Source organism: Streptomyces sp. WM6386, from assembly GCF_000972385.1.
GTDB lineage: Bacteria > Actinomycetota > Actinomycetes > Streptomycetales > Streptomycetaceae > Streptomyces.
This window is the reverse complement of the sequence record NZ_JXTE01000089.1, coordinates 1-26,514: the sequence shown is the minus strand read 5'-3', so window position 1 is coordinate 26,514 and position 26,514 is coordinate 1. Positions and strand designations below refer to the sequence as shown.

Below are 26,514 nucleotides of genomic sequence, written 5' to 3'. Positions count from 1 at the left end.
GGTGATGGTGCCGTCGGTGGGGGAGCTGAGGGCGGGGGATGCGAGATGAACCGCCGGAACAACCCGCCCCGCCTCACCCCGGCCGACGACCCGAGGAGCCCCCAGTGACCACCAACCCCACCCTCGCGGACCTGACCACCCGCGCCACCACGGCCCGCAACGCCCCCACCTACGGTCACGACGCCCTCATCACCTGCGACCGCCTGGTCCGCGTCTTCACCACTGACGGCATAGAGGTCCAGGCCCTGCAGGGCCTGGACCTCCTCGTCCGCGACGGCGAACTCATGGCCCTGGTGGGCGCGTCCGGCAGCGGCAAGTCCACCCTCATGAACATCCTCGCCGGCCTCGACACCCCCACCGCCGGCGCGGCCCGCGTGGCCGACCACGACCTCCTGGCGATGACCCCGAAGGACCGCCTCGCCTACCGCCGCAGGACGGTCGGCTTCGTGTGGCAGCAGACGGCCCGCAATCTTCTCCCCTACCTGACCGCCGCCCAGAACATCACCCTCCCGATGCAACTGGCCACCGGGACCACCCGCAAAGCCCGCAAGGCTCAGACCGAACGCGCTCTGGAACTCCTGGAGTTGCTGGGTATAGCCGACTGCCGGGACCGCCACCCGAACCAGATGTCCGGCGGCCAGCAGCAACGCGTGGCGATAGCCGTGGCCCTCGCCAACTCCCCCGCCGTCCTGCTCGCCGACGAACCCACCGGCGAACTCGACTCCCACACCGCGGAACAGATCTTCGCCGCGTTCCGCACCGCCAACGAACACCTCGGCACGACGGTCGTCATCGTCACCCACGACCAGGCGGTGGCGAGCGAGGTCCGCCGCACGGTGGCCATCCGGGACGGCCGCACCTCCACGGAGGTCCTGCGCCGCAGCGAGGTGGACGCGACGACGGGCCACGAGACGGTCGTGGCGCGCGAGTACGCCATGCTCGACCGGGCCGGCCGCCTCCAGCTCCCCGCCGAGTACACGGAGACCCTGGGCATGCGCGACCGAGTGGCACTGGAACTGGAAACGGACCACATCGGCGTATGGCCGGACGACAGCGACCGCGACTGAGGGTCAGGACGCCGTCCGAGGGTTACGACGCTCAGCGCACGCTGACGTCCAGCGCCCCAAGTCCCGCCCGCCGTACGGCGATGGACCCGTAGGGCGTACGAAGCCGCAGCCACGCACCGGAGGAGAGCAACGCCAACTCCCCGGCGGCGCGCAGGAACCCGAGCGACTGCGCCGCGTGCACGGCCCGCACCGGAAGATGCGTGTCCCCGACCGTCCGGGACCAGATCTCCCGCCCGATCCGGTCGAGTTCGGCTCGCGTACGCTGCTCGGCCGTCAACTCCCCCGTACGGTCCCGGAATTCGGCGACCCCCGCACCGACCATCGCCCGCAGCGCCTCGGGCGCGGGCAACCCCGGCACCGGCCGCCACCCGCCACGGGGCGGCAGCACCCCGGCCCACGGCGGCCCGGTGACTGCCCCCGGTACGACGGCCGTCGCGCCCGTCTCATCGACGGACTCGAGCAACTCCCCGGCGGACACGGTCACATCGAGCGTGGCGTCCAGCCCGTTCTCGTACGGCTTCGCCAGCCGCACCGCGCGGATCGCCAGCACCTCGAAGGACGGCGGCCGCCCGAAGACGGCGAGCGCGGTACCGGCCGCCTGCAGACGCACCGCGGCCCCACGGTCGTAGTGGAGCAGCCTGGAGAGGAAGGCCGCGAGATCCGCCGCCTCCCCCTCGTCGGCTAGGTGGAGCACCGTCATGCGGCGACGGCCTCCTCCTCGTCGTCATCCCGGTATTCCTCCAGGAACTCCCGCTCCTCGGAGGTGATCCGACGCGGCCTCTGCGTCTCGAAGTCGAACGGCACGATGACCGTCGAGGCGCGTACGTAGATCTCGGCGCCGTCCTTCACCTCGTAGGAGATGGTGAAGGACGCCGCCCTTATCTCGGTCACCCACAGCTCGATGTCCACGGGCGTGTGCCGGTGGACGAGCTGGCGCTTGTAGTCGATCTCATGGCGCGCCACCACGGACCCCTGCTTGAAGTCCTTCTCCGGGCGGAACAGGAAGTCGATACGGGCTTCCTCCAGGTAGCGGAGGAAGACCACGTTGTTGACGTGGCCGTACGCGTCCATGTCCGCCCAGCGCAGCGGGCAGTGGTAGATGTGGCGCAAGATCGATCAGCCCCGGGTCAGCTTCTTGTAGGTGGCGCGGTGCGGACGCGCGGCCTCGGCGCCCAGCCGCTCGACCTTGTTCTTCTCGTACGACTCGAAGTTGCCCTCGAACCAGTACCACTTGGACTCACCCTCGTACGCGAGGATGTGGGTCGCGACCCGGTCCAGGAACCAGCGGTCGTGGGAGATGACCACAGCCGCGCCCGGGAACTCGAGCAGAGCGTTCTCCAGCGAGGACAGGGTCTCGACGTCGAGGTCGTTGGTGGGCTCGTCGAGGAGCAGCAGGTTGCCGCCCTCCTTGAGCGTGAGCGCCAGGTTCAGACGGTTGCGCTCACCACCGGACAGGACGCCGGCCGGCTTCTGCTGGTCCGGGCCCTTGAAGCCGAAGGCGGAGACGTAGGCCCGCGACGGCATCTCGACCTGGCCCACGTTGATGTAGTCCAGCTCGTCCGAGACCACGGCCCACAGGGTCTTCTTGGGGTCGATGTTGGCGCGGCTCTGGTCGACGTAGCTGATCTTGACCGTGTCGCCGATCTTGACCGAACCGGAGTCCGCGGGCTCAAGGCCCTGGATCATCTTGAACAGCGTGGTCTTGCCCGCGCCGTTCGGGCCGATGATGCCGACGATGCCGTTGCGCGGCAGCGTGAACGAGAGGTCGTCGACCAGGACCTTGTCGCCGAACGCCTTCGAGAGGTTGTTGACCTCGACGACGATGGAGCCCAGCCGCGGGCCCGGCGGGATCTGGATCTCCTCGAAGTCCAGCTTCCGCATCTTCTCGGCCTCGGCCGCCATTTCCTCGTAACGAGCAAGGCGGGCCTTGGACTTGGTCTGGCGGCCCTTGGCGTTGGAGCGGACCCACTCCAGCTCTTCCTTGAGGCGCTTGGCGCGCTTCTCGTCCTTGCGGCCCTCGACCTTGAGGCGGGTGGCCTTCTTCTCCAGGTACGTGGAGTAGTTGCCCTCGTAGGGGATCGCGCGACCGCGGTCGAGCTCGAGGATCCACTCGGCGACGTTGTTCAGGAAGTACCGGTCGTGAGTGACGGCGACGACAGCGCCCGCGTACTTCGAGAGGTGCTGCTCCAGCCAGTTCACCGACTCGGCGTCGAGGTGGTTGGTGGGCTCGTCGAGGAGGAGCAGGTCCGGGGCCTCGATCAGCAGCTTGCAGAGCGCGACGCGGCGCTTCTCGCCACCGGAGAGGGTGGTGACCGGCCAGTCGCCGGGCGGGCAGCCCAGCGCCTCCATGGCCTGCTCCAGCTGTGCGTCCAGGTCCCAGGCGTTGGCGTGGTCCAGGTCCTCCTGGAGCTTGCCCATCTCGTCCATGAGCGCGTCCGAGTAGTCGGTCGCCATGAGCTCGGCGACCTCGTTGAAGCGCGTGAGCTTGCCCATGATCTCGGCGGCGCCGTCCTGGACGTTCTCCAGGACCGTCTTGGACTCGTCGAGCTTCGGCTCCTGCATGAGGATGCCGACGCTGAAGCCGGGCGACAGGAACGCGTCACCGTTGGAGGGCTGCTCGAGCCCTGCCATGATCTTCAGAACGGTGGACTTACCGGCACCGTTCGGCCCGACCACACCGATCTTCGCGCCGGGCAGGAAGCTCAGCGTCACGTCGTCAAGGATGACCTTGTCGCCGTGCGCTTTGCGCGTCTTGCGCATGGTGTAGATGTACTCAGCCAAGAGAAACCGTCCGGCAGCTTGAAATCTGGCAGTGGGCAGATACACCCCATCTTGCCTGACGTCCACCCTCGGGTGGTAACCCGTTTGGCTGGGGGGCTGTGACCTGGGGGTTCGTCGTCGGCGGCTGTAGATCGACTGTCACTGTCGGTTGTCGTCGAGTGACCTCGGGGGCGTCGGACGGCCCAGGGACGGCCCAGCGATCTGCCTCTCAGACGAGGCCAAGCGCTTAGAAGGCGCTTGGCGAGATCACCGGCGCACGCTCTCTGACCTAACGTTCTTCGGCTGACGACTGCGGACGTGCGGCGCCTTCGACACGCATTCGGCACAGGGGCGGCCGACGCGGGTCGGCTCAAGCCACACGGCCGGGGTATCCGCCTGTACATGCTTGCTCTGATCGCCTACCGCTCGTACCACGGCGCAACGACCGTGTGGGCCTTCGTCGTTGCCATCCTCATCGTGCTGGTGGCCGGTTGGTACATCCGGCGCCGAAGGCAGGTCCGACACCCGTTCAGGAGCTCGATCCCGCCCCTGCGTGGCTGCGGTCCAGCTCGTGCCCGGGTGCCATTGCCGAGTGCTGGCTGTCGTGGCCGTCCGCGGTCGTAGATGCAAGCGTTGGATGTCAGCGGAACAGCTGCGGCACCGGGCAGAACTCCCACGGCGCGTTCGGACGGTCGGCCCAGCGCCACCAGACGTGTCGGTCTGCGCACTTCCACAGCGACCGGCAGGCCCGCCGGCCATCGTCCTCCCGCTGGGAGAGCACGAGGCCACCGGACCTCATGGGCCGGCTGCACTCGGGGCAGACCGGAACGTCGTCGCTCATACGACGCACCTTAGCGACGCGACTCCTACGTCCCGAAGCAACTCAACCGCACGTGAGCGGCCCCTGACCAGGTAGATCGGTCGGGTGAGTCCTAGAGTTTGTCATCGCGTTCCAGGATCAGGCTGATCGAGCCGTCTTCGAGGTTGATGCCGCTCTCAAGGTGCTCGTGGTAGCCGTCCCGGAGCTCGGGGTCGGCGAGACCTACGAGCCGTTCGGCCAGGTCCAGCAGCCCAGCAGCGTTGCCCGCAACGGTGATTTCGGCGGCTGAGCCGTACACCTTGATCCGAGGTTCATCCATGTCGTCACGCTACAGCGGCCCTCACACTCCTATCTCAACCCACCACCCCACTCACCCCAGCTCCCATCCCGTATGGGCGGGCAGCCGTGACCTGGGGCTTCACGACCGACGACGGTGACCCGACGTGACTGCACGTGACGGCCGGCCGTCACACCTACACCGCGGCTCAGTCCTGCGTCGGCGTCTTCTTCTTGCGGACGAGCACCAGTGCCGCCCCGCCGATCACCACCAGAGCGATGGCCGTCCCCGCGATCACCGGCGTCGCGCTGGAGCTGCCGGTCTCGGCCAGGTTCGTGGCGGAGGCGCCGCCCACCGTCATCGGGCTCGGCTCACTGAGGGTCTGGACCGCGTCCCCGGTCTCGGCGCCCTGCGTCTGGCAGTCGAGGACGCCGGTGAAGCGCTTGTCGAGGCCGCCGGGGCCCGTGATGGTGAAGTCGTACGCCTGGTCCTCCTGGAGCGGGATCGTCACCGTCTGCGACTCGCCCGCCGGGATGCTGTGCTCGACGCCCAGCAGCTCGAAGGTGAAGGCCGCGTCGCCCTCGTTGGTCGCGGTGACGTCCACTCCGCCCCCGGCGCAGTTCTTCGCCGCGGACAGCGCGGTTATCGCGCCCTGGTCCGCCCACGTCGCGCTCGCCGTCGCCGAGACCGTCGACTCGCTGGAGCCGGCCAGGATCTGCGTCTGGCTCCGGCTCTCGGAGGCGAAGGCACGGCCCACCGGCACGGTGGTGGAGGCCTGCACGGTCAGCTCGGCGGAGCCGGCCGCCGCGTCCTCGGGCACGTCGAAGAAGAGCTCGGCGCCGCTCTTCGCCGACGTCAGCGTCTTGCCGTCCTTGCCCACGATCCGTACCCCGCTCGTCTCGGCGTCCGCCGGCGGTGTCACCGTCACGCTGTCCGCGTCGGTACGAACCGTCACCGGGCCGAGCAGACCGCCGGGGCGGCCGGAGACCGCGGCGGGGTCGAGGGTCAGCGACGCCCGGGGCTCCGCCAGGTCGCGGGCGCTCTTGTGGAGGTAGTCCGCGAGCTTCTCGGCCTGCGGGTCGACGGCGTCGACGTCCGCGGCGTCCGAGTAGCGCCAGATGGCGACCTGCGTACCGGCCGCCGCGTCCTGCTCGGTGAGACCGCCGCCGACACCCGCCTTGGCGGCGAGCGCCGCGAGGTCGTTCACCTGCGGGTAGGAGTTCTGCAGGATCCAGCGGATCCTGCCCGCGTCCTTGTTGACGCCCAGCGAGGTCCCGCTCCAGGGCGTCTCGTGGTACTTGGCGTCCTGCTGCGTGGGGTTGTGGAGGTCGACGCAGTACGTCTGCAGGGTGCCGCCGCCGTCGACGGACATCTCGAACAGGCCCGCCGACACCTCCAGGTCCCCGGAGTCGTCGTGTATGACGGCCGCGCCGTACGTCTTCAGACCCCCCATGGTGGCGGTCGCCCCACTCTGGTTCTGCGCCGTCGCGTCAGCGGCGGCGGCCGTGCCGGCACCGGCCGTCAGCACGCCGGCCACGACAAGCCCGGACACCAGCGTCGCGGCGGCGCCGCGGACCGCCCCTCGCCTGCACGCGGACAACAACGCAGAAAACACAGAATTCCCCTTCGAGCAGGACCCGTTGACGTGGGGGGAACGGTCCCACCAGCAGAATCAGCAGCCTCTAGAGCTATGCCCGGCATCCTAGGTACGTGCTCGCACCACGGTTCCCGGTGATGCACTCGGGCGGCCGATCCGACTCGGAATCGTTATCGCCAAGATCGCCTGTGAGCAGGGCTTATCGACAAATCCACCGGGTCGTTCGGTGCGCATTCGCCGATAAGCCGCAGTTCGGTCGGCTGACGTCAGGTCATCGCGGCGATCTCCGGCTCGCGTTGAGTCTCGCTGTCGTCGACGGGCGTCTCCCAGTTCGGCTCGGGCCGGGACGGCACACCGGTGGTCTCCGGTTTCGGCTCGCGCCGGAACATGGAGGTGCCCCGCGCCATGTCGTGCCCGATCGCCACGGCGTCGATGTCCGCCGAGGTCCAGTTCTTCCCGTCGTGCACATCCGTACGGATCTTCAACCGGCCGTGCACGATGACGGGCTCTCCCACCGACAGACAGGTCGCCACGTTCGCGGCGAGCTGCCGATTGGCCCACACCGTGAAGAAGTTGGTGTGCCCGTCCTTCCACTCGTTCTTCTCACGGTCCAGATAGCGTGCGGTCACCGCCATCCGGAACCGCGCCGACGAACCGTTCTCCGTCTCCCGGAACACCGGCTGCGTCGCCACGTTCCCCACCACACCGACGATCGTCTCGTTCATCTCGAACCCCTCCCGGATGCGCCGAACGGGCCCGTCCCGTACGGCTGCGTCTGCTGCGCCGACCGCATCCGTCGCGATCGCCGTGAAGCCAGACTGCCTCCGCCGGCACAAGCCCGCCGAGCGCTGTGGACCACCGGCCCACCTGTGGAGAACTCCGCCACCCGAACGAGCGACGCCCCTCGAGAAGGCCCCCGAGGGCCACATCACCGCACCCCGGCCTCCGCCCCCAACACCCTCCCGTACTGCTCCCGAACCTCCCGGTACCGCAACAACTCCGCCGCCACCGGATCCAGCACCCGAGCCCGTCCGCACCCGGCCGCCGCCTCCCTGAGCCGCCGTTCCGCCTCCATCCCGTACCGCCGCGCAGGCCCCCGCGCCGCCATCCGGCAGCTCCACTCCACGAGCGGCCCACCGATGATCCCGACCACCATCAGCAGCACCGGCACGCCGAGGTTCGGCGCCATGAACCCGGCGATCTGACCCACCAGCCACAGCCCGCCGACGATTTGAAGAAGTGTCATGGAGGCCTGCGCGAACACGGCCGCCGGCCACCAGCCCGGCCGCGGCGGCCGCCCCGGCGGCAGGCCGGCCCGCGCGGCCAGCTCGTCCAGCGCCTCGGGCAACCCCTGCGAGCCCCGCGCGGCAGCCTCCCGCACCGCCTGCGCCCACGGCGGCGCGAGCCCGGCCGAGGCCCGGTCGGCCACCATGCGCACCGCCTGCTCGACACGCTGCCGAGCCGTGGCCTCCTCGTCGGCCTGAGCCCGCAACGGGAGGCGCCCGGTGGGCGGTTCGAGCCGGTCCTGGTGCCACCGCCACAGCCGTAGCCAAGGCGTCCCGCACGCGCGGTTGGCGTTGCGCAGCCACGCCCGCTCGGCCGCCTCGCCGGCCGCCGTCGCACCGACCGCGTCCGCGAGCCGCACGGCGAACTCGTCCCGCGCCTCCTCGCTCAGCCCGGTCCGCCGCCCGGTGGCGTACACGGACCGCAGCCGCCACGCGGCGGCGTCCACGTCGGCCGAGATCCGGCGCCCCGGCGCCCCCCGCTCGGTCACGAACTGGCCGAGCGTCTCGCGCAGTTCCCCCACGCCGTCCCCGGTGAGCGCGGACAGCGCGAGCACGGTCGCGCCCGGTTCGCCGTACTCGCCCAGCGCGATCCCGTCCTCGTCGAGCAGCCGCCGCAGGTCGTCGAGGACCTGCTCGGTGGCCTCCCCGGGCAGCCGGTCGATCTGGTTGAGGACGACGAACATGACCTCCGCGTGTCCCGCCATGGGCCGCAGATACCGCTCGTGCAGCACCGCGTCGGCGTACTTCTCGGGGTCGACGACCCAGATGACCGCGTCGACGAGGTCGAGGATGCGGTCCACGTGCTCGCGGTGCTGTACGGCCGCGGAGTCGTGGTCGGGCAGGTCCACCAGGACGAGCCCGCGCAACTGCGCCTCCATCTCGGCGTTCTGCACCGGGCGGCGCCTGAGCCGGGGCGGGATGCCGAGCCGCTCGATGAGGCTCGCCGCTCCGTCGCTCCAGCTGCACGCGATGGGCGCGGCGGTGGTCGGACGTCGTACGCCCGTCTCCGAGATGGTCACCCCGGCCAGCGCGTTGAACAGCTGCGACTTGCCGCTGCCCGTCGCGCCCGCGATGGCGACGACGGTGTGCTGCCCGGACAGCCTGCGCCGCGCCGCCGCCTCGTCGAGCACCCGGCCCGCCTCGGCGAGCGTCCGGCTGTCGAGCCGGGTCCGGGAGAGCCCCACCAGTTCGCGCAGTGCGTCGAGCCGCGACCGGAGCGGTCCGTCGTACGCGAGCGGCGCGGCGATCTGCGCACCGGAGCCCCGTGACTCGACCACGGTGACGGGCTCCGCCGCGGCGGCCTCACTGACCCGCCGCGCGATCAGCCCGTCGTCCCACGCGTCCGAGGAGTCCGAGGAGTCCGTACGGTCCTCCCCGCGCGCGTGCTCGTCGCCCGGCTCCTCGGGCTCGTCCGCCGCAAGGTCCACGGCATCCCCGCTCTCCACGGCCTCGTTCTCCGCCGGCCTGCCGTCCTCGTCCTCGGAGACGGCGTCCTGCGTGTGATCGGTCTGGTCCTCGTCAGTGACGGCGGTCACCGGTCACCTCTCCTTCTGCAGTACGGACAGCGCGGCGATCAGTTCGGCCTGGGGCTCGGGGTGTACGTCGAGGGCGTCGAGCGGTGCGAGCCGGCGCTCGCGTTCCGTCCGGACCACCCGGTCCAGGTGCTCGGTGAGCAGCCGCCCGCCCCGGTCGCGCAGCCTGAGCGCGCCGTGCGCCCCGATCCGCTCGGCGAGCCCCTCGCCCGCGGAGCGCGCCCGGCGGCCGCCCAGCAGCGCGGTGGCGACGAGCGCGGCGATCACCTCGGGGTCGGGCGCGATGCTGCGGTCGAGGTCGCGCACCTCCTCCTCGGCGAACTCCTCGAGCTCGCGCCGCCACCGTCGTACGGCCATCCCGATCCGGTGTTCGGCGCTCTCCAGCGCCGGGTCCCGGCCGGTCAGCTCGGGGGCGTCCGCGGCCGGTTCGCGCCGCCAGGCCTCGTCCACGCGCTCGTCGGCGGCGCTGACAGCGCACAGCAGGAGCGCGGCGAGGCTCTCCGTGAGCGCGTCGAGGAGCTCTCCGGCGGAGCAGTCGAGCGGGAACGCGCGCCACCGCTTGAGCGCGTCCCCGGCGAGTACGGCGCCCGCCTGCAGCCGTCCTCGCACGCGCGTGTGCTCGCTGTCGTAGGCTCCGTCGACGGCGGCGGTGAGCCGCAGCGCGGCCGCGTACTGGGCGGCGGCGGCGCTGGCCAGCTCGGGCATCCGGGCCTTGAGCGAGTCGAGGACGCCGTGGGCGGTGCGGCCCAGGGTGTGCTGCCGGGCGGCCGGGTCCTGGGCCTGGTGGACGAGCCAGGTCCTGAGCGGTGCGACGGCGGTGGCCGGCAGCAGTCCGCCGCCCCATGCCGACTCGGGGAGCTCGGGCACGGTGAATCGCGGTACCTCGCCGAGCCCGGCCTTGGTGAGCAGCGCCCCGTACTGGCGGGAGACCTCGGAGACGACCTGGTGCGGCACCCGGTCGAGGACGGTGACGAGGGCGGCGTTGTACTCCTTGGCGGTACGCAGCAGATGCCAGGGCACGGCGTCGGCGTACCGGGCCGCCGTGGTGACCATGACCCAGATGTCGGCCGCGCAGATGAGTTCGGCGGCCAGGGTGCGGTTGTCGGCGACGAGGGAGTCGACGTCGGGTGCGTCGAGGAGGGCGAGGCCGGGCGGGAGGGTGTCGGCGGTCTCGACGCGCAGGACGCGCGCGGGATCCTCGCCGGGCAGCAGGAGTTCGTCGCTCACGTCCTGGTGCGGCACCCACACCCGCGTGAGGTCGGGCAGTACGCGCATTCCGCTGAACCAGTGATGGTCCTCCGGGTGGCACACCAGCACGGGTGTCCGCGTGGTCGGCCGCAGTACGCCCGCCTCGCTGACCCGTCGGCCCACAAGGGAGTTGACGAGGGTCGACTTGCCGGCACCCGTCGAACCCCCCACAACGGCCAGCAAGGGCGCTTCGGGTTCCCTCAACCGGGGCACCAAGTAGTCGTCGAGCTGGGCGAGCAGTTCGTCGCGGTTGGCACGCGCGCGTGGAGCCCCCGCAAGGGGTAGCGGGAAGCGTGCGGCGGCGACACGGTCGCGCAGGGCGGAGAGTGCGTCGAGCAGCTGAGGCCGTACGTCCAAGGTCACCACATGTGAAGAATGCCCAATTTTAGGTGATTTCTGAAGCATATGACCATGTCTGCGCGCCGATAGAACACAAGGGGACGGAAGGGGCGACTGGGACAACGGCACAGTCCAGGCATAACGAGTGCACAACACCCGGGGCGTGAGACGCCAAAAGCGATGCACGATTCGTACCTGCCTGCGATTATCAGGACCGCTTCACCGAACCTCCACATTGAGCCACGGAGGCGAAGCAGCAGGGACAAGGATCCGGGAGCCCTATCCTTGTCCCCGGCAACGTCACGGATCAGCCCACACCCGGGCACCAGGTACGAGGCCACCACACCGGCCCCCGTAGCTCAGTGGATAGAGCAGGCGCCTTCTAAGCGCTTGGCCGCAGGTTCGAGTCCTGCCGGGGGCGCCACCAGTTCTGCTCTCCTCCGGGAGGGCTTTTTTGCTGGTCAGAGCCTGTACAGCCCCACACAGACGAGCGCCGGCCCCTCCCCCGGTGATCGCGGGGAGAAACCGGCACAGCCAGGACGCGCTGTCCGGGGTCCGGAAGTTGCCCGGAAATACACCGTGCGCAGGCCGCCGACAGCGCGGGGCGCTCCGGCGCGAGCAGGCCTCCGAGCGCCAGGACCGTGGCCCCCTCGGGCGGGACGCCTAGTAGTAGTACCCGGACGCGTTGTTGTTCTTCAGGGAAGAATTCAGATTTACCCGCACGAGCGAGGGGATGGACTGGCAGGCGACCGAGCAGTTGTAGGAGCTGTTGTAGAAGACGCCGAAACGGTGGTCGCTACGATTCCACACCGCGGCGGCGTTGTTCTTCACAGGCTGGTTGGCCCCTTCCCCGCCGTAGTTGGAGATCTGAAAGGCCAGAGCCTGTCCGGTCGCGGAGTATCTGTAGTCCGCGATGTCTCCGTGCTGCTTGAATATTCCGTTCAGCCCGTTCTCGATCGAGTTGTAGTACAGGCACGCCTCGCCCGTCTCACAACTGTAGGGCGGGCAATTGACCCCCACCGTGCAGGCTGTCGGCACCTGGGCTTGCGCCGCACCCATCGATGCGGCGTTCACCCCAAAGATACTCAGCGATACCGCAGCGATACTCAGCAGTTTTCTGTTCATTTCGCCGGCCTTTCACTTGGTCTTCGACTTCTTGAGAATCCGCTCGGCCGCTCGCACCTGATGAGTCAGCTGCTTCTTCACGTCCAGGAGCGTGCCCTGATTGGCTTTGACGGCCAGCTCCTGATGCTCGAAGTCAGCGGCGAACCAGACACCTACGACATTGTGTCGACTTCGGCACTCCTGATCAGCCACAGCCGTCCGGATTTCCGCATCGGTCGGCAGCTTCGACTTTGCCCACCGCGCATCACCCAAAGCATCCAGCGGGCTTTCATAGGAGTACTCGTGCTCCTTCATGCAGCGTGACCAGAGCTCGAACACGTCAAGCGTCCGGGCATCTTTCTGGCCCTCCACGAGGGTCTTGAACTTGAGGTCGGTCGCGGCTTCGGCATCCCCGACGACTCCGTCGCGAGATCCCGTGATCTCCAGCAACGCATCGCCCACACAGCCGTGGACGCGCACCTCACGACCATCTCGTGCGGTTCCGCCAGGACCGGAATCCTCACTCAGGTCGCGAGTGCCGGTCAGAGCGAACCATTTCTCGGCATCCGGCTGTGAACCGGTCGACTGCTGCGCACTGTCCGGGAAACCGCCGTCGGGGTGATAGCCCCATTCCTTCGCATGAGTCATGCTCTGGAACCCGAAGCGACCGTCCACACGAGTCTTCGGCGCATCCGCCCCGATACCGGAGTAGGAAGAACTGGACATGCGATAGGTGAATCCATACTCGCGCATACAGCTCGCCACACTCGTCGAGTAGGCCGAGAAAACCGACTCCGTCTGCGCGGGATTCAATAGGTACTCATCCAGCGGCATTTCCCGGCTATTAGCGTTGGTCAGTCGTGGAACGTGCGTATTGGTGCGCTTCGGTACGGCTTCGCCCTCGCTCCCGGCGCCACAGCCAACCAGCATGACCATGGCCGTAAAGAGCAATGCGCCCGACCCGAGCCCCAGAACGCGAGAACGCTGACGCGTACTCGGCATCCGGCCTCCAGTGGAAATCTTCATCATCCGGTCGGCGCGAAATCACGACAGCAGCCCGCCGGAGGCTTTTATGGTGTTCTGCGTCGTGAAATTATCATGCTCATGACCTTATGACCAGCCTGTGCCCGACGCGTAAAGGCCGACCCGGAGAGCGGGCGATCCATTTGTGCACCTTCGGCCAACTAGAGCGCTTTCATCCCGGGCTTCGGAATCACGCGTCCGCTTCCCTGAGCACGCCGAATCCCATTGCCGTATGCGGCGTACAGTCGATCTCCTGAGCCATGAAGGACAGAGCCATGAAGGACAGTGAGAGGACCGACGTGCGACTGCGTTGTGCTGTGCTCGACGACTTCCAGCGGGTGGCGACCGAGATCGCCGACTGGTCACCGGTGACGGACGACGTCGAGGTCGTCGGCTTCGACACCCACATCGACGACGAGGACACGCTCGCGGAGGCACTCGCCGGGTTCGACATCGTGGTCACCCTGCGCGAGCGGGTGCCCTTCCCCGGCTCCCTCATCACCCGTCTGCCCCGGCTGAAGCTGCTCGTCGCCTCCGGGATGCGCAACAGCGTCATCGACTACGCCGCCGCCGAGGCGCACGGCGTCACCGTGTGCGGTACGGCCAGCTCCTCCACCCCGCCCGTCGAACTCACCTGGGCGCTGCTGCTCGGCCTGGCCCGCGGGATCGTCGAGGAGAACAACGCCCTGCGCGCAGGCGGCCCCTGGCAGTCCACGGTCGGCGCCGACCTGCACGGCCGCCGGCTCGGCCTCCTCGGACTCGGCAAGATCGGCAGCCGGGTGGCGCAGATCGGCCTCGCGTTCGGCATGCACGTCAGCGCGTGGAGCCAGAACCTCACCAAGGAGTACGCCGACGAGGTGGGCGTCGAACTCGCCCCCTCCAAAGAGGACCTCCTGCGCGACGGCGACTTCGTCTCCGTCCACCTCGCCCTGAGCGACCGCACCCGCGGTCTGCTCGGCCCCGCCGAACTCGCCCTCCTCAAGCCGACGGCGTACCTCGTCAACACCTCACGCGCGGCGATCGTCGACCAGGACGCCCTCCTCGCCGCGCTCCGCGCGGGCCGTATCGCCGGAGCCGGCATCGACGTCTTCGACCTCGAGCCCCTGCCCGCCGACCACCCGATGCGCACGGCCCCGCGGCTGCTCGCCACACCCCATCTGGGCTATGTGTCGCAGGCCAACTACCGGACGTACTACGGCCAGGCCGTCGAGGACATCCAGGCGTACCTCGCGGGCTCACCCGTGCGGCTGCTGCCCTGAGGGCTCAGGCCGCCCGCCGGTAGATTCCCTTGCTCCGCTCCAGATGGTGCAGGTCCACCAGATAGCGCCGGAGCGTCACATGGTCGACGTCGCCGTCCTCGCACCAGCCCTGGAGCTTCTCGTTGACGGCCCGTTCGGGGTACTCGACGCCCGGCTCGAAGGCGTGTTCGGCGATGTATTGCAGCACGAGCTTCTTACGGGTCCACTGCGCAGGCAGCCGGACCAGCCGCCCCTCACGGACGAAGGTCTGCAAGGTGCGCTCGTCACGGGAGCCGGGGTTCTCGGGTACCTCCTGCGACCGCTCCACACGCGCGGCCTCCCGGAACACCTCGTGGGCGACGCGCAGTTCACCGCCGTCCCCGGCGGTCACCACACCCTGCTCCCGCAGCTTCAGCAGCGCCAGGGCCGCGTCCTTGGCGGACAGACCGGCCGCCCGCGCAACCTCCTCCGAGGTCTCCGCGCCCAGGGCCACCGCCGCGAAAGCGCGTACCCGGGTCTCGTCGGTGAACAGACGCATGAGTCGGTCGGTAGCCATGCCGGGAGGCTAGTTGAGGACCCTCGCAGGAGCTAAGGATTTTCCCGCCCCCTCGATGCCGGGCGGCGCACCCGCTCTTCAAAAAGGGTGATCCGCACATGATCGCCGTTACCAGCCGTCAGCGGCGGCGTTGAACGGGAAGTGCGGCGGCGAGTCCAGCTGCCGCGCTCACCGATTCAATAAGGAGAACGTGATGTCTCGCATCGCGAAGGCTGCCGGTGTCGCCCTCGGCGCCGGTGCCGTGGCGCTCGGCAGCGCCGGTATGGCCATGGCGGACGCGGGCGCCCATGGTGAGGCCGCCCACTCGCCCGGCGTCGGGTCCGGCAATGTCGTCCAGGTCCCGGTCCACGTCCCGGTCAACGTGTGCGGCAACACCGTCAACATCATCGCCCTGCTGAACCCGGCGTTCGGCAACGCCTGCGCCAACGTCAGCGACGGCCACGACGACCACGACCGCGGTGGCTACGGCGGCTGACGCCTCGTCAACCCGGAAGGGCCCCGGCACTCCGAGCGCCGGGGCCCTTCCGCGTACCCATCTCGTCGGCCGCGCCGCGTCAGGCGTACCGATAGATCGCGCTGACGTCCTCCAGCGAATCCGGCGTCACATCCCACGGTGGCATCTTCTCGTGCCGCGCGACGATCCTCCGGTACTGGGCGCTCCCGGCGGCCGGCGGCTTCGCCGGCAGGTAGCGGGCGCCCGGGTGCCGCCGCTGCCAGCGGTACCACTGCAGGTCGACGAAGGCATGGTGCATCCAGAAGACCGGGTCGTTGACGGACGCGCCACCGACCATGGCGCCGCCGACCCAGCGGTGCACACGGTTGTGGTTGCGCCAGGCGGCCTGGCCCCGCCCGCTCCCCCACCCCTCCAGCCGGTTGCGGAATCCCTTCGTGGTCGTCGAGTCCCAGGGCGAGACGTCGTAGACCGGGTCGTCGAGGGCCGCCTCCAGATCGCCCTTGGTAGGCAGCGCGATCGGGTCGCGGACGCGTCCCAGGTCCCGGGTGAGGTACTCCTCGTCGGTCACACCCTCCCTGATGGTCCAGTTGCCGCCCGCGTAGGCGAACGGCCCGGTCATCACCTGCCGGTCCGACGACCGCCCGGTGCCGCCCAGCAGGTCCTTGGTCCAGGGCGCCGACCCCGCCCCGCGGTCCTTGGTCCAGTCCCAGTACGGCACGGTCACCGACGGGTCCACCCGGCGCAGCGCCCGCTCCAGGTCCAGCAGGAAGCGCCGGTGCCAGGGCAGGAAGGACGGCGTCATATGGGCCGTACGCAGTCCGCCCTCGCCGTCGCCGACGTAGAAGTCGATGTGCATCCGCACGAACTCGTCGTACTCGCCCCGCCGTTTGACCTCCAGCATCGCCTTCACGAACCGCCGCTTCTCGGCGCTGGTGAGCGTGCTCGCGTCCTTACGGACGTACGCCATGGTGTCCCCCCATGTGTGTCTCGCGCAGTTGCTGCCCCGGCCCCAGCTCGTCGACGGCGACGCGGGCCGTGTCGAGGGGTGTGTCGTAGGACCGGTAGTGGTCGACCATGCTCATCCAGGTGCCGTCGGCCCGGGGCATCAGATGCAGGGTCCGGCCGTCAATGGTGACGTGCCACTGGGCGGCGCCGGAGGTGCGGCCCGCGGAGGTCTTGACGCCGCGGATACGACGGCCTCGGTACGTCTCCTCGAAGCCGAGCCCGCCGGGGTCGTCCCCCTTCTGCAGCGGCCGGGAGGCCGCGACGACCGGGGCGAGCACGAGGGCGCCGACCGCGGTGAGCAGGCCTCGCAGCACGTCCCGCCGACCACCCCGGGCCGGGCCCGGTCTGGCCTGGCTCTTCGCCCCGGGCTCCGCCCCCACCGCCACTGCGCCGACACTGACGACCATCGTGTGCTCCTCGTCCGGTTCGGTTGATCCGTAGCGGTAACCGCGAAGGAGCCCGCCCGGTCACCGTCCGATGGTCCGAGCGGGCTCCTGGGAGCGAGAGGCCCTTACAGTCCGGGGCCCATCATCAGGTTCGCGGCCGGCACGGTCTGCAGGACCGGCGTGAGGACACCCACCTGCGGCAGCTTCGGCTCCGGCAGGCCGAAGTTGTCGGCGTTCGGCGCGGTCAGCGGGGCGTCCAGGGACAGGCCCGGGGCCAGCGTGCGCAGGTCGGAGGCCTGGGTGCCGACGCCGACGTGGTCGAAGTCGTCGCCGAGAAGGTGCGGCAGGGGCGCGCGCAGACCCACGCCGGGCAGCCCGCCGCTGACCGGCAGCTGCGGGATCACCCGCTCGGGAAGGAGCCGCCCCTCGACGTACTGCGGGCCCTCGGGCGCGCCCGGCATCGGCAGCGGGATCTCGCCGCCGACCTTGGGCAGCTCCACGTTGAGGGACTTCTCGATCCCGTCCAGCGGCACCGGGACGGGGACCGTGTCCACCGCCGCGGCGGGAGTCGCGGCGGCACCCATCGCGGCCGCGACGCCCGTGATGACGGCGGCAATGGTTCCTCGGGTGGTCGACTTCATCTCAGGTACGGTCCCTTTCCGGATTCTGTGGCTCAACGTCCGTACCGCATAACGATCCTGGAACATGCACCAGTGCAAGATTCGCCCGACTGCCGCAGTAGTACGACCGCTGAATTGTCAGCTCGTCCAGAAGTCCCACCAACGGGTCAGGATCAGCATTCCGACGATTCCGAGGTGCAACACCGCGACGACCCAGGTGAATTCACCGAAGAAGGATCTCAACCAGCCGGGTGCGGGCAGGAATCGGTTCCGTACGGCGAACGACGTCACGTACCAGAACAGGAGAACGGTGGCGACCCACGCCAGGCAGCACCACAGGCACAGGGCGTTGATCCGGTAGAGCGACTCGAACTGCAGCCACGACACGAATCCGACGCCGAAGAGACAGCCCGCGTCGAAGGTGAGCCAGTACCAGGCGGGGAAGCGCGCACCGGCCAGCAGGCTCATGCCGACACCGATGACGATGCCGTAGGCGACCAGGCCCAGCATCGGGTTGGGGAACCCGAAGGCCGAGGCCTGGTCGCTCTGCATGACGCTGCCGCAGGACACCACGGGGTTCAGGCTGCAGCCCGGGGTGAAGTCCGGGTCCTCGAGCAGCTTGAACTTGTCGATGGTGATGACCCAGGAGGCCAGCAGTCCGGCGGCCCCCGTGATCACCAGCAGTACGGCGAACGCGCGACTGCCGCCCGCGGTCCGCGTCATCAGCCGCGCAGGCTGCGGGCCGGGAGGACGATGTGCGCGGCCGCGTTCAGGGTGTCGTCGGCGCCCGCGAAGTCGGCCAGCGCCTCGGGCTCGATGGGGAGGCCCGGCTTGGCCTCGGGCCACGGGCGGGTGGTGAACACGAAGTAGGCGAAGCCGCGCTCGGCCACCGCCTCCAGCCACTCGGCCGGCGGGGCGCACTGGGCGTTGAAGCCGGGCATGTTGACGACGGCCGTGCCGGCCTCGACGAGCAGGCTGACCGGCAGGCCCGACCGGGCGTTGCCGTCGACGAGGTCGCCGCCGACGGGCAGGTCGTTGTTCTCCAGCAGCGCTTCGACGGCGGCCGTGGAGGCCTCCGGTCCGGCCGCGGCGTCCCCGAGGGTGTAGGCGAGGAGGTAGGGCATGTGGCCGTCGGGGGCATCGCCGCTCCAGGCCATGACGACGAGCGTGCCCAGGTCGGCGGCGTTGAAGGGGCGGGTTTCGCTTTGGGTTGAGGTCACCGCGCGACCATATCGACGGGCCGGAACCCCGCCGGGCCCGTTCTCACCCGACCGGGCGATGCCCCGCACACGGTCCACACGAACGAGGGACGCGCCCTCGAACAGCGCGAAGGACCGATTCCATACGCCTCGGAATCGGTCCTTTCGGCAAGAGTGATACGTCAGCCGCCCAGCGGAAGGCCGCCGATCAGACCGCTGTTGTTCAGCGTGGCGGTCGCGCCCTTCACGGTGTTGAGCACGGAGTCCTTGTTCTCGGTGTCGAGCGCGTTCGACTGGTGCTGCAGCGGCATCACGTCGGCGGGGGCGAGCTGACCACTGGTGAGCGTGTTCACGGCGCCGGTGAGGCTGGTGGGCGTGACGTCGGCGGCGCTGTGGGCGAACGCGGGCGCGGCAACGCCGGCGAGGGCCACGGTACCGGCAACAACAGCGGCAGCCTTCAGGGACTTCATCGTGTTCCTTTCTTCGGCAACTCACGTCACCAGAGAGAATTCTGACGCCGTGCCTAACGATCCCCGACCGGCCCGGAAACTCCGTACGCAGAAGATTTCTGCAACCCACCCGTTGGGATTCCCGGGGGCTATGAAAAAGCAATAGGAAAACAGAACAGCCGTTGTGCCGGTCTGACCGACCGGCACAACGGCTGGGGTGACGACTGCTTCGCCTCAGGCGCCGCCCTGGTCTCAGGAGGGCACCGGCGGGGTCAGGAGGCGGGCAGCGGAAGCGGCAGGGTCGGCACCGGTACCGGCAGGTCCACCGGGAGCGGCAGCGGGAGTCCGCCGCCCAGCAGCAGCGCGAGGATGGCGTTGAGGAGAGCGCTCACCACCTTCGTGGCGGCCGGGACCACCTTGGTGGGGTCGCCGGAGGTGGCCGCGGCGAGCAGGTCACTGACCGCCGTCTGCAGGGCGGCGAGCGCGTCGCCGACCGCGTCCGCGGAGGGCGCCTCGGAGTCCGCGGACGGTGCCTTGGAGTCGTCGCCGCTCTTGTCCGCGGGCAGCGGGAGCGCCGGCACGGGCAGGGGCAGGGCGTCGGTCGGCGTGGTCGTGGCCGGTGGAGTCGTCGGCGTGGTGGTGGCCGGCGGGTCGGTCGGCAGCGGCACCGGCACGGGGGCCGCTGCGGTGACCTTGGCGATGGCGGCCTTGACCGCGTCCAGGAGCTGCGTCGCCTGCTCGGGGGAGACCTGGCCGTCGTCGGCCTTGAGCACGGCGTTCAGCACGTCGGTGACCGGGGCGAGCACGCTTCCGAGGTTGCCCAGGGTCTGGACCTGCGCGAGGAGCCCGTCCACGCCGGGGAGAGGCGCCTTCGCCGTCTCCTCGATGCGCTCGCGCTTCGACTCGTTGTCGACGGCAACCGCGGCTGGTGCGGTGATCCCGATCAGGAGGGTGGCGGTGACGGCGGCAGACGCGAGACGTCGTGCGGACTGAGCACGCATGGAGGATCCCTTTCGATGTGGGGCGGATCTTGTGCCCACCGTGAAAGCGCTCACCGCGCTCTGCAACCGAACGGACCCGCACCGTCATCACCAACCCCGGGCGTCCTCCCTGGTGAGACGGCATGTCAAGCCCCGCTCACCGTGTCGCGGCCCCCACCCCCCATTCGGGGCAACGCAAACCGGCCGCCCTCCCGTGGGGGAACCACGGGAGGGCGGCCGGCAAAGGGTGATGCGCGCGGACGTCAGTCGTTGACGCAGGTGTTGCCGAAGGCGGGGTTCAGCAGACCGATGACGTTCACGGTGTTGCCGCAGACGTTGACCGGAATGTGGACCGGAACCTGGACGACGTTGCCCGACAGCACGCCCGGGGAGTGGGCGGCCACGCCGTTCGCGCCACTGTCGGCGGCGGCGATGCCGGCACCGCCGGCGACGGCCGCGACGGCGGCGGAGGTAAGGACCAGGCCCTTCGCGATACGCGACATGGAGAGGTGCTCCTTGGGGTTGACACAAAACACCCGGGCGGGGATGCCCGGCGCTGTGTCAACGCGCGGGGCTCGCGCGGGTTGCGCCGCCAATGGGGTGATCTCACGAGAGGCCGACTTCACCAATCCGACACACTTGCCCGGTTTCGCCGGATTAATACGGATAGCAGCTAGAGTTGCGGACCTCTTGACGCACCCCTGTAGCCAGCAAATCGCACTCATGACGCCCTGGCACCACGACCCGGGCGTGCCACCTCCCGACCCCGCACCTTTTCCCGGAAGGTCCACCCGGTCATGCGCCATTCCCTGCGACCGTTGCTGCGCCGTGCGACGGTAGGAGCCCTCGCCCTCGCCACGATCTGGGCCCCCGCCGGCGCCCTCGCGGCCGCCCCGCCCTCCCCCGAGGCCGGGCGGCTGCCGTTCGCCGAGCGGTTCCGCGCACTCCAGCACGGCGGGATGGTCCGCGCGGCCAACGCCTCCATCAGCTGCCGGGCGGGCACGGCCCAGCCCTCCTGCCCCGCCGTCCGGGACGGCAGAACGGCGGTCAACGGCGACCTCGACATGTTCTACGTCGACGTCGACACCGACCCGAACACCTACAACTCCTCCCGCGCGGAGGTCCGGCTGCCCGAGGGCGCCCGGGCCACGTACGCGCGGCTGTACTGGGGCGGCAATCTCCGCGTCGGCGAGCAGAAGCCGCCGAAGGACAACGGCCGGGTGCTGATCGCCGAGCCCGGCGGCCAGTACAAGGAGGTCCTCGCGGACACCCTGGTCGGTCATCGGGTGGCCCAGGGCGCGGACGCCTTCCAGGCCTCGGCGGACGTCACGAAGCTGGTCCGGGAAAGCGGTTCGGGCCTCTACACCGTCGCCCAGGTCAATGTGGCGATGGGGAGGTCGGCGGCCGGTTCATGGGGAGGCTGGACGCTGGTGGTGGCGTACGAGAAGGCGGCGGAGCCGCTGCGCCATCTGGCCCTGTGGGACGGCTTCGAGACGCTCGGGTCGGCCCAGGAGGTCCGATTCCGGAAGCTGAGCTTCCCGAAGGGCGCCTCCGGACGGGCGGGACTGGTCGCCTACGACGGCGACCGCGGCCGTACGGGTGACTCGCTCACCCTTTCGACCGGCGCGACGGACCGCAGGGCGCCCGTGGCACTGACCGACGCCGCCAACCCCCGTACGGATGTGCTGAATTCAACGATCTCCGAGCCCGGATCGACACCCTCGCAGCGCGTCCCCTCGTATGCGAACACCCTCGGTTACGACTCCGACGTGTTCGATCTCGGCACGGCTCTGCGACCCGGTGGTGACCAGCTGGCCTTCCGGCTCGTTTCCCAGCGGGACGCGGCGTGGACCGGCGCACTTTTCGTCGCTGTCGACGCGCAGTGAGGCGCGTTCCCGCCCGTCCCGAGTGCCATCCGTGAGCGAGGAAACCGCGCAATGCACCAGTCAGCAACCGACCCTCGGCCACGGGTCCTTCACCTCACACAACCCGTGGAGGGCGGGGTGGCCCGGGTCGTGACGGACCTGGTGCGAGCCCAGCTCGCGGCCGGGTTGCAGGTCGCGGTGGCCTGTCCGGACGGCGCCTTCGCCGACGGTCTGCGGGAGCTGGGGGCGGACGTACGGCGGTGGCGGGCGACGCGGTCGCCGGGACCGTCGCTCGTCGGAGAGGTACGACGCCTCGCTCAGGTGATCGAAGAGGTACGGCCCGAACTGGTGCACGCACACAGCGCGAAGGCCGGTCTGGCAGGGCGGCTCGCGGTGCGAGGACGGGTGCCGACGGTGTTCCAGCCGCACGCCTGGTCGTTCGAGGCGGTCGGCGGAACCACCGCGGCACTCGCACTGAAGTGGGAACGGTGGGGGGCGCGTTGGGCCTCCCGGGTGGTGTGCGTGAGCGGCGCGGAGCGCACGACCGGCGTACGCGCCGGGATCGCCGGGCGGTGGAGCGTCATCCCCAACGGCATCGATCCCGCCCGCTTCCACCCCGCCGCCGTGGGCACCGTACGCGCGTCACTGCTGCCGGACGTCGATCCGCAGGCCCCGCTCGTCGTGTGCGTGGGGCGGCTGTGCCGGCAGAAGGGGCAGGACGTCCTGCTCGACGCGTGGGACGCGGTGCGGGAGCGGGCGCCGCGGGCACGGCTCGTGTTCGTCGGCGACGGCCCCGACCGCGCCCGACTCGCCGCGCGGGCACCGGATTCGGTGCTGTTCGCCGGGGCCGTCGGCGACACCGTCCCCTGGTACCAGGCCGCCGACCTGGTCGTCCTGCCCTCGCGCTGGGAGGGCATGGCGCTGGCCCCGCTGGAGGCGATGGCGTGCGGCCGGCCGGTCGTGATGTCCGACGTGGACGGCGCCCGGGAGAGCCTGCCGCCCGGTCTCGCACCCCGCTGCCTCGTACCGCCGGGGAATCCGGCACCGCTCTCCGCCGCCGTCGCCGAGCTGCTCCTCGATCCCCTGCTGTGCGAGTCGCTCGGCCATCAGGGGCGCCAACACGTCCTGTCCACGCACGACGTGCGGCACACGACCGAGGCGGTGGCGGATCTGTACCGCGAGCTGCTCGGCGCCGTGGGACCCGTCGTGCCCACCGAGTACAGGGAGTCCATCCACTCGTGACCGCCGAAAGTACCGTCCCCTCGCCCGGCGGGCAGCCACGGGATCACGGATTCTCGCCCGTCTCGGTCATCCCGTCGCGCGGCGTCGCCGGCGGCTTCCGTTTCCCGCACCGCCGTCCGCAGCCCCGGCCCGCCTCGCCGGTGCCGCTGCTCGCCGCGGACCTGGCCGCCGCGCTGCTCGGCGCCCTCGCGCTCACCGGGACCGCACACCATCCGCTGCTCGCGGCCCTGCTGGTGTCCGCGTCGATGCTGCTGCGCCCGCACCTGCCCCGCGCGGTGCCGGGCGTCCTGGACGAACTGCCCGCCGTCTGCGGCCGGATCGCGGTGTCCTGGGCGGTGCTCGGCGCGCTGGTCGCCGCGTACGCCCCGCAGCACGCGCTGCCCGCCGACAGGCTCGCCCTCGGTTTCCTGCTCCAGTCGGCGGCGGCCTGCGCGGCCCGCGGCGCCGTGCACTGGCGGCGCCGCACGGTCCTGCTGAACCGCCCGCGCGCCGCCCTCGTCATCGGCCCCGCGACGACCGCGCAGCGCGTGGCCGCGGGCATCCTGCGCCACCCGCGCTGCGGAGTACGCCCGGTGGGCGTCGTCACCGAGACACCGGACGGCAGCGAGGGCCTGCCCGTGCTGACGACCGGCGAGGAGGTCGAGCGGGCGCTCATCCAGAACGGCGTACGGGACGTGCTGGTCGTGCATCCGTCCGTACGCTCCCAACAGGGGCCGCTGCTGCGCGCGTTGGCAGAGTCGGGCTGCGCGGTGTGGGAGGTCGACGCGGACTCCCCGTCGTACGCCACCCGCGACCAGCTCGCCGGATTCGCCTGCCGGCGCCTCGACATGGGGGGACGCCGGCGCGGCAGCTTCGGCAAGCGGGTGCTCGACGTGCTGGTCGCCGGGACCCTGTTGCTGCTGGTCAGCCCGCTGCTGCTGGTGTGCGCGGTGGTGCTGCGGCTGACCGACGGACGCGGCGTGGTGTTCCGCCAGGAACGCATCGGCAAGGACGGCCGCCCCTTCACGCTGCTGAAGTTCCGCACCCACCGCCCGGTCGACGAGCACGAGTCGGCGACCCGCTGGAGCGTGGCGAACGAGCGCCAGATGTCGTGGTTCTGCCGCTTCCTGCGCAGGACGTCCCTGGACGAGCTGCTGCAACTCTGGAACGTCTTCTGGGGCGACATGAGCCTGGTGGGCCCGAGGCCCGAACGCCCTTACTTCGTCGCGAACTTCAGCCAGACGTACCCCGGGTACGCGGCCCGCCACCGTATGCAGACCGGCATCACCGGTCTCGCCCAGATCCACGGCCTGCGCGGCGACACCTCCATCGAGGACCGGGCCCGCTTCGACAACGCGTACATCGACAACTGGTCGCTGTGGCAGGACATCTGCATCCTGGCCCGCACCGCTGCCGCTCTCGTGCGTCCGACGGGGAGTTGAGCATGGACCACGTGCGCAGATGCGCGCCGGTACTCCCGGTGGTGGCGGTGATCGCCCTGCTGGGGCTGCCGATCGGGCCGGGCGGCGAGGGGGGCGCGGGGCCCGCCGACGCGGTCTCGGCGCTGGTGGTGCTGTACTGCGGGATCCTCCTGGTACGGGATCGGCGGCGCCCCTTGTCGCGTACGGCGGCCGTGGTGCTGGGTCTGCCGGTGCTCGGGCTGGCGATCGCCGCCGCGGGAGCCTCCTCGCCGGGTGCCGGGATCACCGGCATGGGCCGCTATCTGCAGATCTTCGTCCTCGTCCCGGCCGCGGTACTGCTGCTGATCCGGGGCCGGGGCGACTTCCGCGTCCTGGCCTGGTCCTTCGTGGGGCTCGCCCTGTGGCAGGGGGCGATCGGGGTGCACCAGTACCTGACCGGGACCGGTGCCTCGTACCAGGGCCAGGAGATCCGTGCCGTCGGCACCTTCGGGGCGCAGGACGTGATGGGCATGGCGACGGTCGTGTGCTTCGGGCTGGTGTGCGCGGTGGGGCTGGCGCTGGGGCGGACTCCCGTACGGCACCGGGCGGTCGCCGCCTGCTGTGCGCTGGCCCTGCTGGTGCCGCTCGCCCTGTCCTTCAGCCGCGGGGCGTGGATCGCCACGGCGGTGACGTGCACGGTGCAGCTGATGCTGGCCGGGCTGCGGCGGGCGCTGAGGGTGGGGGCCGTGATGATGGCCCTGGGCGTGATCCTGGTGGGCGGTTCCGGGGTCGGTTCGGCGATGCTCCAGGAGCGGATCAGCAGCATCACGCAGGTCACCGACGCGCCCGACCAGTCCGTCACCGACCGGTACACCATGTGGGCGGCGGCGGTCGGCATGTGGCGTGAACAGCCTTTGACCGGCGTGGGGTTGAAGGGCTTCCCCGAACACCGGGACGCGCACGCCTCGCTGGCGCTGTCCGCCGGCAGCGACACCGAGGGCGCGGGCGCGGCCTTCCGCAAGCAGCCGCTGCTCTCCCCGCACAACATGTACCTCCTGATCCTCTCCGAGCAGGGCCTCATCGGCCTCCTCGCCCTCGCGGGCGGCTGGCTGGCCCTGCTGGTGTGCGGGCTACGGGGGCTGGCGCGGGTACGCCGGTCCGGTCCGGGGCTCGACTGCGGCCTGGTCGCCTGCGGCCTCCTGGTCTGGCAGCTCACCGACTTCGCGTACGCCGACATCGGCGGACCCTCGACGGTACTGACAGCCGTGTGTTTCGGCCTGGCGGCCTGGTGGGCCCTGATCGGCCACGACCCGCAGCGGCCCACGGCGACCCCGACTCCGGCACCCGCCCGCGCCGAGGAGGCGGCAACCCGATGACGGTGACGCCGCCCCGGGCTCCCGGGGACGCGGCGGGCTTCCCGACCGGAAGGAACGCGAGGCCCACCGGGGCATCCGCGGCTTCACCGAACACCCCGGGCAGCCAGGACACGAAGCCCGCCGACGCATCCGAACGGCCCTTGACCTCGCAGAGCCAACGGGCTTCCGAAGCTTCGCCGGGCACGCCGAACGGACGGGGCGCACGGCCTGACCAGGCTTCGGGGCAGGCCGGGGCCGATCGGAACACCCGGGCATCCGCAGTTTCGACGAACACCCCGGGCAGCCAGGACACGAAGCCCGCCGAAGCATCCGGACGGCCCTTGGCCTCGCGGAGCACGTGGGCTTTCGGGGTTTTCTCGGGGGCATCGAACGGACGGGGCGCGGAGCCGGCCGGGGCTTCCGGGGGGCCGCTGGAGTCCACTGTTTCCGGGAGCACCGAGGGGCTCGTCGCGCCCGGGGTCTCCGAGGAGCTCCTCAACGGCGACGAGACCCCGGCGGGCCCCCGCGTCTCCGGCGCCTCCCCAGCTCGCCCGCGATCCCGTACGCAGGCCGCTCCCCCCGCGCCGGACGCTTCCGCGCACTCCCGGCACCCACGCGCCTTCCGCACCCCCCGCCCTTCCCGAACTCCCCTCCCCCCCCGGTGAGCCGGACCTGTCGGCCCCCTCGGACCCGGCCACCGGCACGACCCGCCCCCCGCCCGTCGGTTCGGCGG

At 70.5% G+C, this 26,514-nt stretch carries 27 protein-coding genes and 1 tRNA gene; 8 read left to right on the top strand and 20 right to left on the bottom strand.

Annotation, left to right across the window (positions count from 1 at the left end; translation table 11 throughout):
* Positions 1 to 104 precede the first annotated feature (104 nt).
* Positions 105 to 1,067, top strand: coding sequence for an ABC transporter ATP-binding protein (locus tag TN53_RS36125; protein ID WP_046263045.1), 963 nt, complete (start codon positions 105 to 107; stop codon positions 1,065 to 1,067).
* 31 nt (positions 1,068 to 1,098) lie between these two features.
* On the opposite strand, the gene TN53_RS36120 is transcribed toward TN53_RS36125, so the two are convergent.
* The 9 genes from TN53_RS36120 to TN53_RS36080 form a co-directional block, all read right to left on the bottom strand.
* Positions 1,099 to 1,767: a hypothetical protein gene (locus tag TN53_RS36120; protein WP_046263044.1), complete on the bottom strand. Its 669-nt coding sequence runs from the start codon at positions 1,765 to 1,767 to the stop codon at positions 1,099 to 1,101.
* Complete coding sequence (locus tag TN53_RS36115; RefSeq protein ID WP_046263043.1) at positions 1,764 to 2,177, bottom strand: acyl-CoA thioesterase; 414 nt, start codon at positions 2,175 to 2,177, stop codon at positions 1,764 to 1,766. Before TN53_RS36115 ends, TN53_RS36120 begins: the two co-directional genes overlap by 4 nt.
* Before the next feature lie 6 nt (positions 2,178 to 2,183).
* Entirely contained in the window at positions 2,184 to 3,848 is a 1,665-nt protein-coding gene (gene ettA / locus TN53_RS36110; RefSeq protein WP_095046915.1) for an energy-dependent translational throttle protein EttA, read from the bottom strand.
* A gap of 619 nt (positions 3,849 to 4,467) precedes the next feature.
* Positions 4,468 to 4,668: a hypothetical protein gene (locus tag TN53_RS36105; RefSeq protein ID WP_046263042.1), complete on the bottom strand. Its 201-nt coding sequence runs from the start codon at positions 4,666 to 4,668 to the stop codon at positions 4,468 to 4,470.
* A gap of 91 nt (positions 4,669 to 4,759) precedes the next feature.
* Positions 4,760 to 4,966, bottom strand: a complete 207-nt coding sequence (locus TN53_RS36100; RefSeq protein WP_052745373.1) for an Imm32 family immunity protein — start codon at positions 4,964 to 4,966, stop codon at positions 4,760 to 4,762.
* Positions 4,967 to 5,132: 166 nt separating this feature from the next.
* The gene (locus TN53_RS36095; protein WP_046263041.1) at positions 5,133 to 6,524 is read right to left on the bottom strand and encodes a Cys-Gln thioester bond-forming surface protein; all 1,392 of its coding nucleotides are present in this window, start codon (positions 6,522 to 6,524) and stop codon (positions 5,133 to 5,135) included.
* 263 nt (positions 6,525 to 6,787) lie between these two features.
* Entirely contained in the window at positions 6,788 to 7,246 is a 459-nt protein-coding gene (locus tag TN53_RS36090; protein WP_046263040.1) for a single-stranded DNA-binding protein, read from the bottom strand.
* A 203-nt stretch (positions 7,247 to 7,449) separates the two neighbouring features.
* Positions 7,450 to 9,342: a YfjP family GTPase gene (locus tag TN53_RS36085; protein ID WP_046263039.1), complete on the bottom strand. Its 1,893-nt coding sequence runs from the start codon at positions 9,340 to 9,342 to the stop codon at positions 7,450 to 7,452.
* Between the two features lie 3 nt (positions 9,343 to 9,345).
* Entirely contained in the window at positions 9,346 to 10,953 is a 1,608-nt protein-coding gene (locus TN53_RS36080) for a dynamin family protein (protein WP_046263038.1), read from the bottom strand.
* A 321-nt stretch (positions 10,954 to 11,274) separates the two neighbouring features.
* Here TN53_RS36080 and TN53_RS36075 point away from each other — a divergent pair.
* Positions 11,275 to 11,350 (top strand) — tRNA-Arg (locus TN53_RS36075).
* 239 nt (positions 11,351 to 11,589) lie between these two features.
* On the opposite strand, the gene TN53_RS36070 is transcribed toward TN53_RS36075, so the two are convergent.
* Positions 11,590 to 12,051, bottom strand: a complete 462-nt coding sequence (locus tag TN53_RS36070) for a hypothetical protein (protein ID WP_046263037.1) — start codon at positions 12,049 to 12,051, stop codon at positions 11,590 to 11,592.
* A 12-nt stretch (positions 12,052 to 12,063) separates the two neighbouring features.
* Positions 12,064 to 12,960 (bottom strand): hypothetical protein, encoded by an 897-nt coding sequence (locus tag TN53_RS36065; RefSeq protein WP_234441783.1) that lies wholly within the window; start codon positions 12,958 to 12,960, stop codon positions 12,064 to 12,066.
* Positions 12,961 to 13,352: 392 nt separating this feature from the next.
* Here TN53_RS36065 and TN53_RS36060 point away from each other — a divergent pair, with 392 nt between their 5' ends.
* Positions 13,353 to 14,312, top strand: a complete 960-nt coding sequence (locus TN53_RS36060) for a D-2-hydroxyacid dehydrogenase family protein (RefSeq protein ID WP_046263046.1) — start codon at positions 13,353 to 13,355, stop codon at positions 14,310 to 14,312.
* 4 nt (positions 14,313 to 14,316) lie between these two features.
* Here the strand turns inward: TN53_RS36060 and TN53_RS36055 are convergent, their stop codons facing one another.
* Positions 14,317 to 14,847, bottom strand: a complete 531-nt coding sequence (locus TN53_RS36055) for a DUF2087 domain-containing protein (RefSeq protein ID WP_046263036.1) — start codon at positions 14,845 to 14,847, stop codon at positions 14,317 to 14,319.
* Between the two features lie 193 nt (positions 14,848 to 15,040).
* Here TN53_RS36055 and TN53_RS36050 point away from each other — a divergent pair, with 193 nt between their 5' ends.
* Positions 15,041 to 15,322 carry a chaplin gene (locus tag TN53_RS36050; RefSeq protein ID WP_046263035.1) on the top strand — a complete coding sequence of 94 codons (282 nt, stop codon included), beginning with the start codon at positions 15,041 to 15,043 and terminating at the stop codon, positions 15,320 to 15,322.
* A gap of 79 nt (positions 15,323 to 15,401) precedes the next feature.
* Here the strand turns inward: TN53_RS36050 and TN53_RS36045 are convergent, their stop codons facing one another.
* The 8 genes from TN53_RS36045 to TN53_RS36010 all read right to left on the bottom strand — a co-directional run bounded on the left by TN53_RS36045 (position 15,402) and on the right by TN53_RS36010 (position 20,443).
* Entirely contained in the window at positions 15,402 to 16,268 is an 867-nt protein-coding gene (locus TN53_RS36045) for a tyrosinase family protein (protein WP_046263034.1), read from the bottom strand.
* Positions 16,252 to 16,713, bottom strand: a complete 462-nt coding sequence (locus TN53_RS36040; RefSeq protein WP_046263033.1) for a tyrosinase family oxidase copper chaperone — start codon at positions 16,711 to 16,713, stop codon at positions 16,252 to 16,254. The genes TN53_RS36045 and TN53_RS36040 overlap by 17 nt, the downstream gene beginning before the upstream one ends.
* Positions 16,714 to 16,817: 104 nt before the next feature.
* Entirely contained in the window at positions 16,818 to 17,333 is a 516-nt protein-coding gene (locus TN53_RS36035) for a hypothetical protein (RefSeq protein WP_046263032.1), read from the bottom strand.
* Between the two features lie 117 nt (positions 17,334 to 17,450).
* The gene (locus TN53_RS36030) at positions 17,451 to 18,035 is read right to left on the bottom strand and encodes a vitamin K epoxide reductase family protein (protein WP_046263031.1); all 585 of its coding nucleotides are present in this window, start codon (positions 18,033 to 18,035) and stop codon (positions 17,451 to 17,453) included.
* Positions 18,035 to 18,532 carry a DUF5949 family protein gene (locus tag TN53_RS36025; RefSeq protein ID WP_046263030.1) on the bottom strand — a complete coding sequence of 166 codons (498 nt, stop codon included), beginning with the start codon at positions 18,530 to 18,532 and terminating at the stop codon, positions 18,035 to 18,037. The genes TN53_RS36030 and TN53_RS36025 overlap by 1 nt, the downstream gene beginning before the upstream one ends.
* A 161-nt stretch (positions 18,533 to 18,693) precedes the next feature.
* Entirely contained in the window at positions 18,694 to 18,981 is a 288-nt protein-coding gene (locus TN53_RS36020; protein ID WP_046263029.1) for a hypothetical protein, read from the bottom strand.
* A 251-nt stretch (positions 18,982 to 19,232) separates the two neighbouring features.
* The gene (locus TN53_RS36015) at positions 19,233 to 19,961 is read right to left on the bottom strand and encodes a hypothetical protein (protein ID WP_046263028.1); all 729 of its coding nucleotides are present in this window, start codon (positions 19,959 to 19,961) and stop codon (positions 19,233 to 19,235) included.
* Positions 19,962 to 20,203: 242 nt separating this feature from the next.
* Entirely contained in the window at positions 20,204 to 20,443 is a 240-nt protein-coding gene (locus TN53_RS36010; RefSeq protein WP_046263027.1) for a chaplin, read from the bottom strand.
* Between the two features lie 294 nt (positions 20,444 to 20,737).
* On the opposite strand from TN53_RS36010, the gene TN53_RS36005 reads away from it, so the two are divergent.
* The 4 genes from TN53_RS36005 to TN53_RS35990 are packed head-to-tail and all read left to right on the top strand — an operon-like array spanning position 20,738 to position 25,802.
* On the top strand, positions 20,738 to 21,826 hold the full coding sequence (locus tag TN53_RS36005; protein ID WP_046263026.1) for a hypothetical protein: 1,089 nt from the start codon (positions 20,738 to 20,740) through the stop codon (positions 21,824 to 21,826).
* Between the two features lie 51 nt (positions 21,827 to 21,877).
* Entirely contained in the window at positions 21,878 to 23,047 is a 1,170-nt protein-coding gene (locus TN53_RS36000) for a glycosyltransferase (RefSeq protein WP_046263025.1), read from the top strand.
* Positions 23,044 to 24,468 carry an exopolysaccharide biosynthesis polyprenyl glycosylphosphotransferase gene (locus TN53_RS35995; RefSeq protein WP_046263024.1) on the top strand — a complete coding sequence of 475 codons (1,425 nt, stop codon included), beginning with the start codon at positions 23,044 to 23,046 and terminating at the stop codon, positions 24,466 to 24,468. Before TN53_RS36000 ends, TN53_RS35995 begins: the two co-directional genes overlap by 4 nt.
* 2 nt (positions 24,469 to 24,470) lie before the next feature.
* A complete protein-coding gene (locus TN53_RS35990) occupies positions 24,471 to 25,802 on the top strand; it encodes an O-antigen ligase family protein (protein WP_046263023.1) in 1,332 nt (443 codons plus the stop codon).
* Positions 25,803 to 26,514 lie beyond the last annotated feature (712 nt).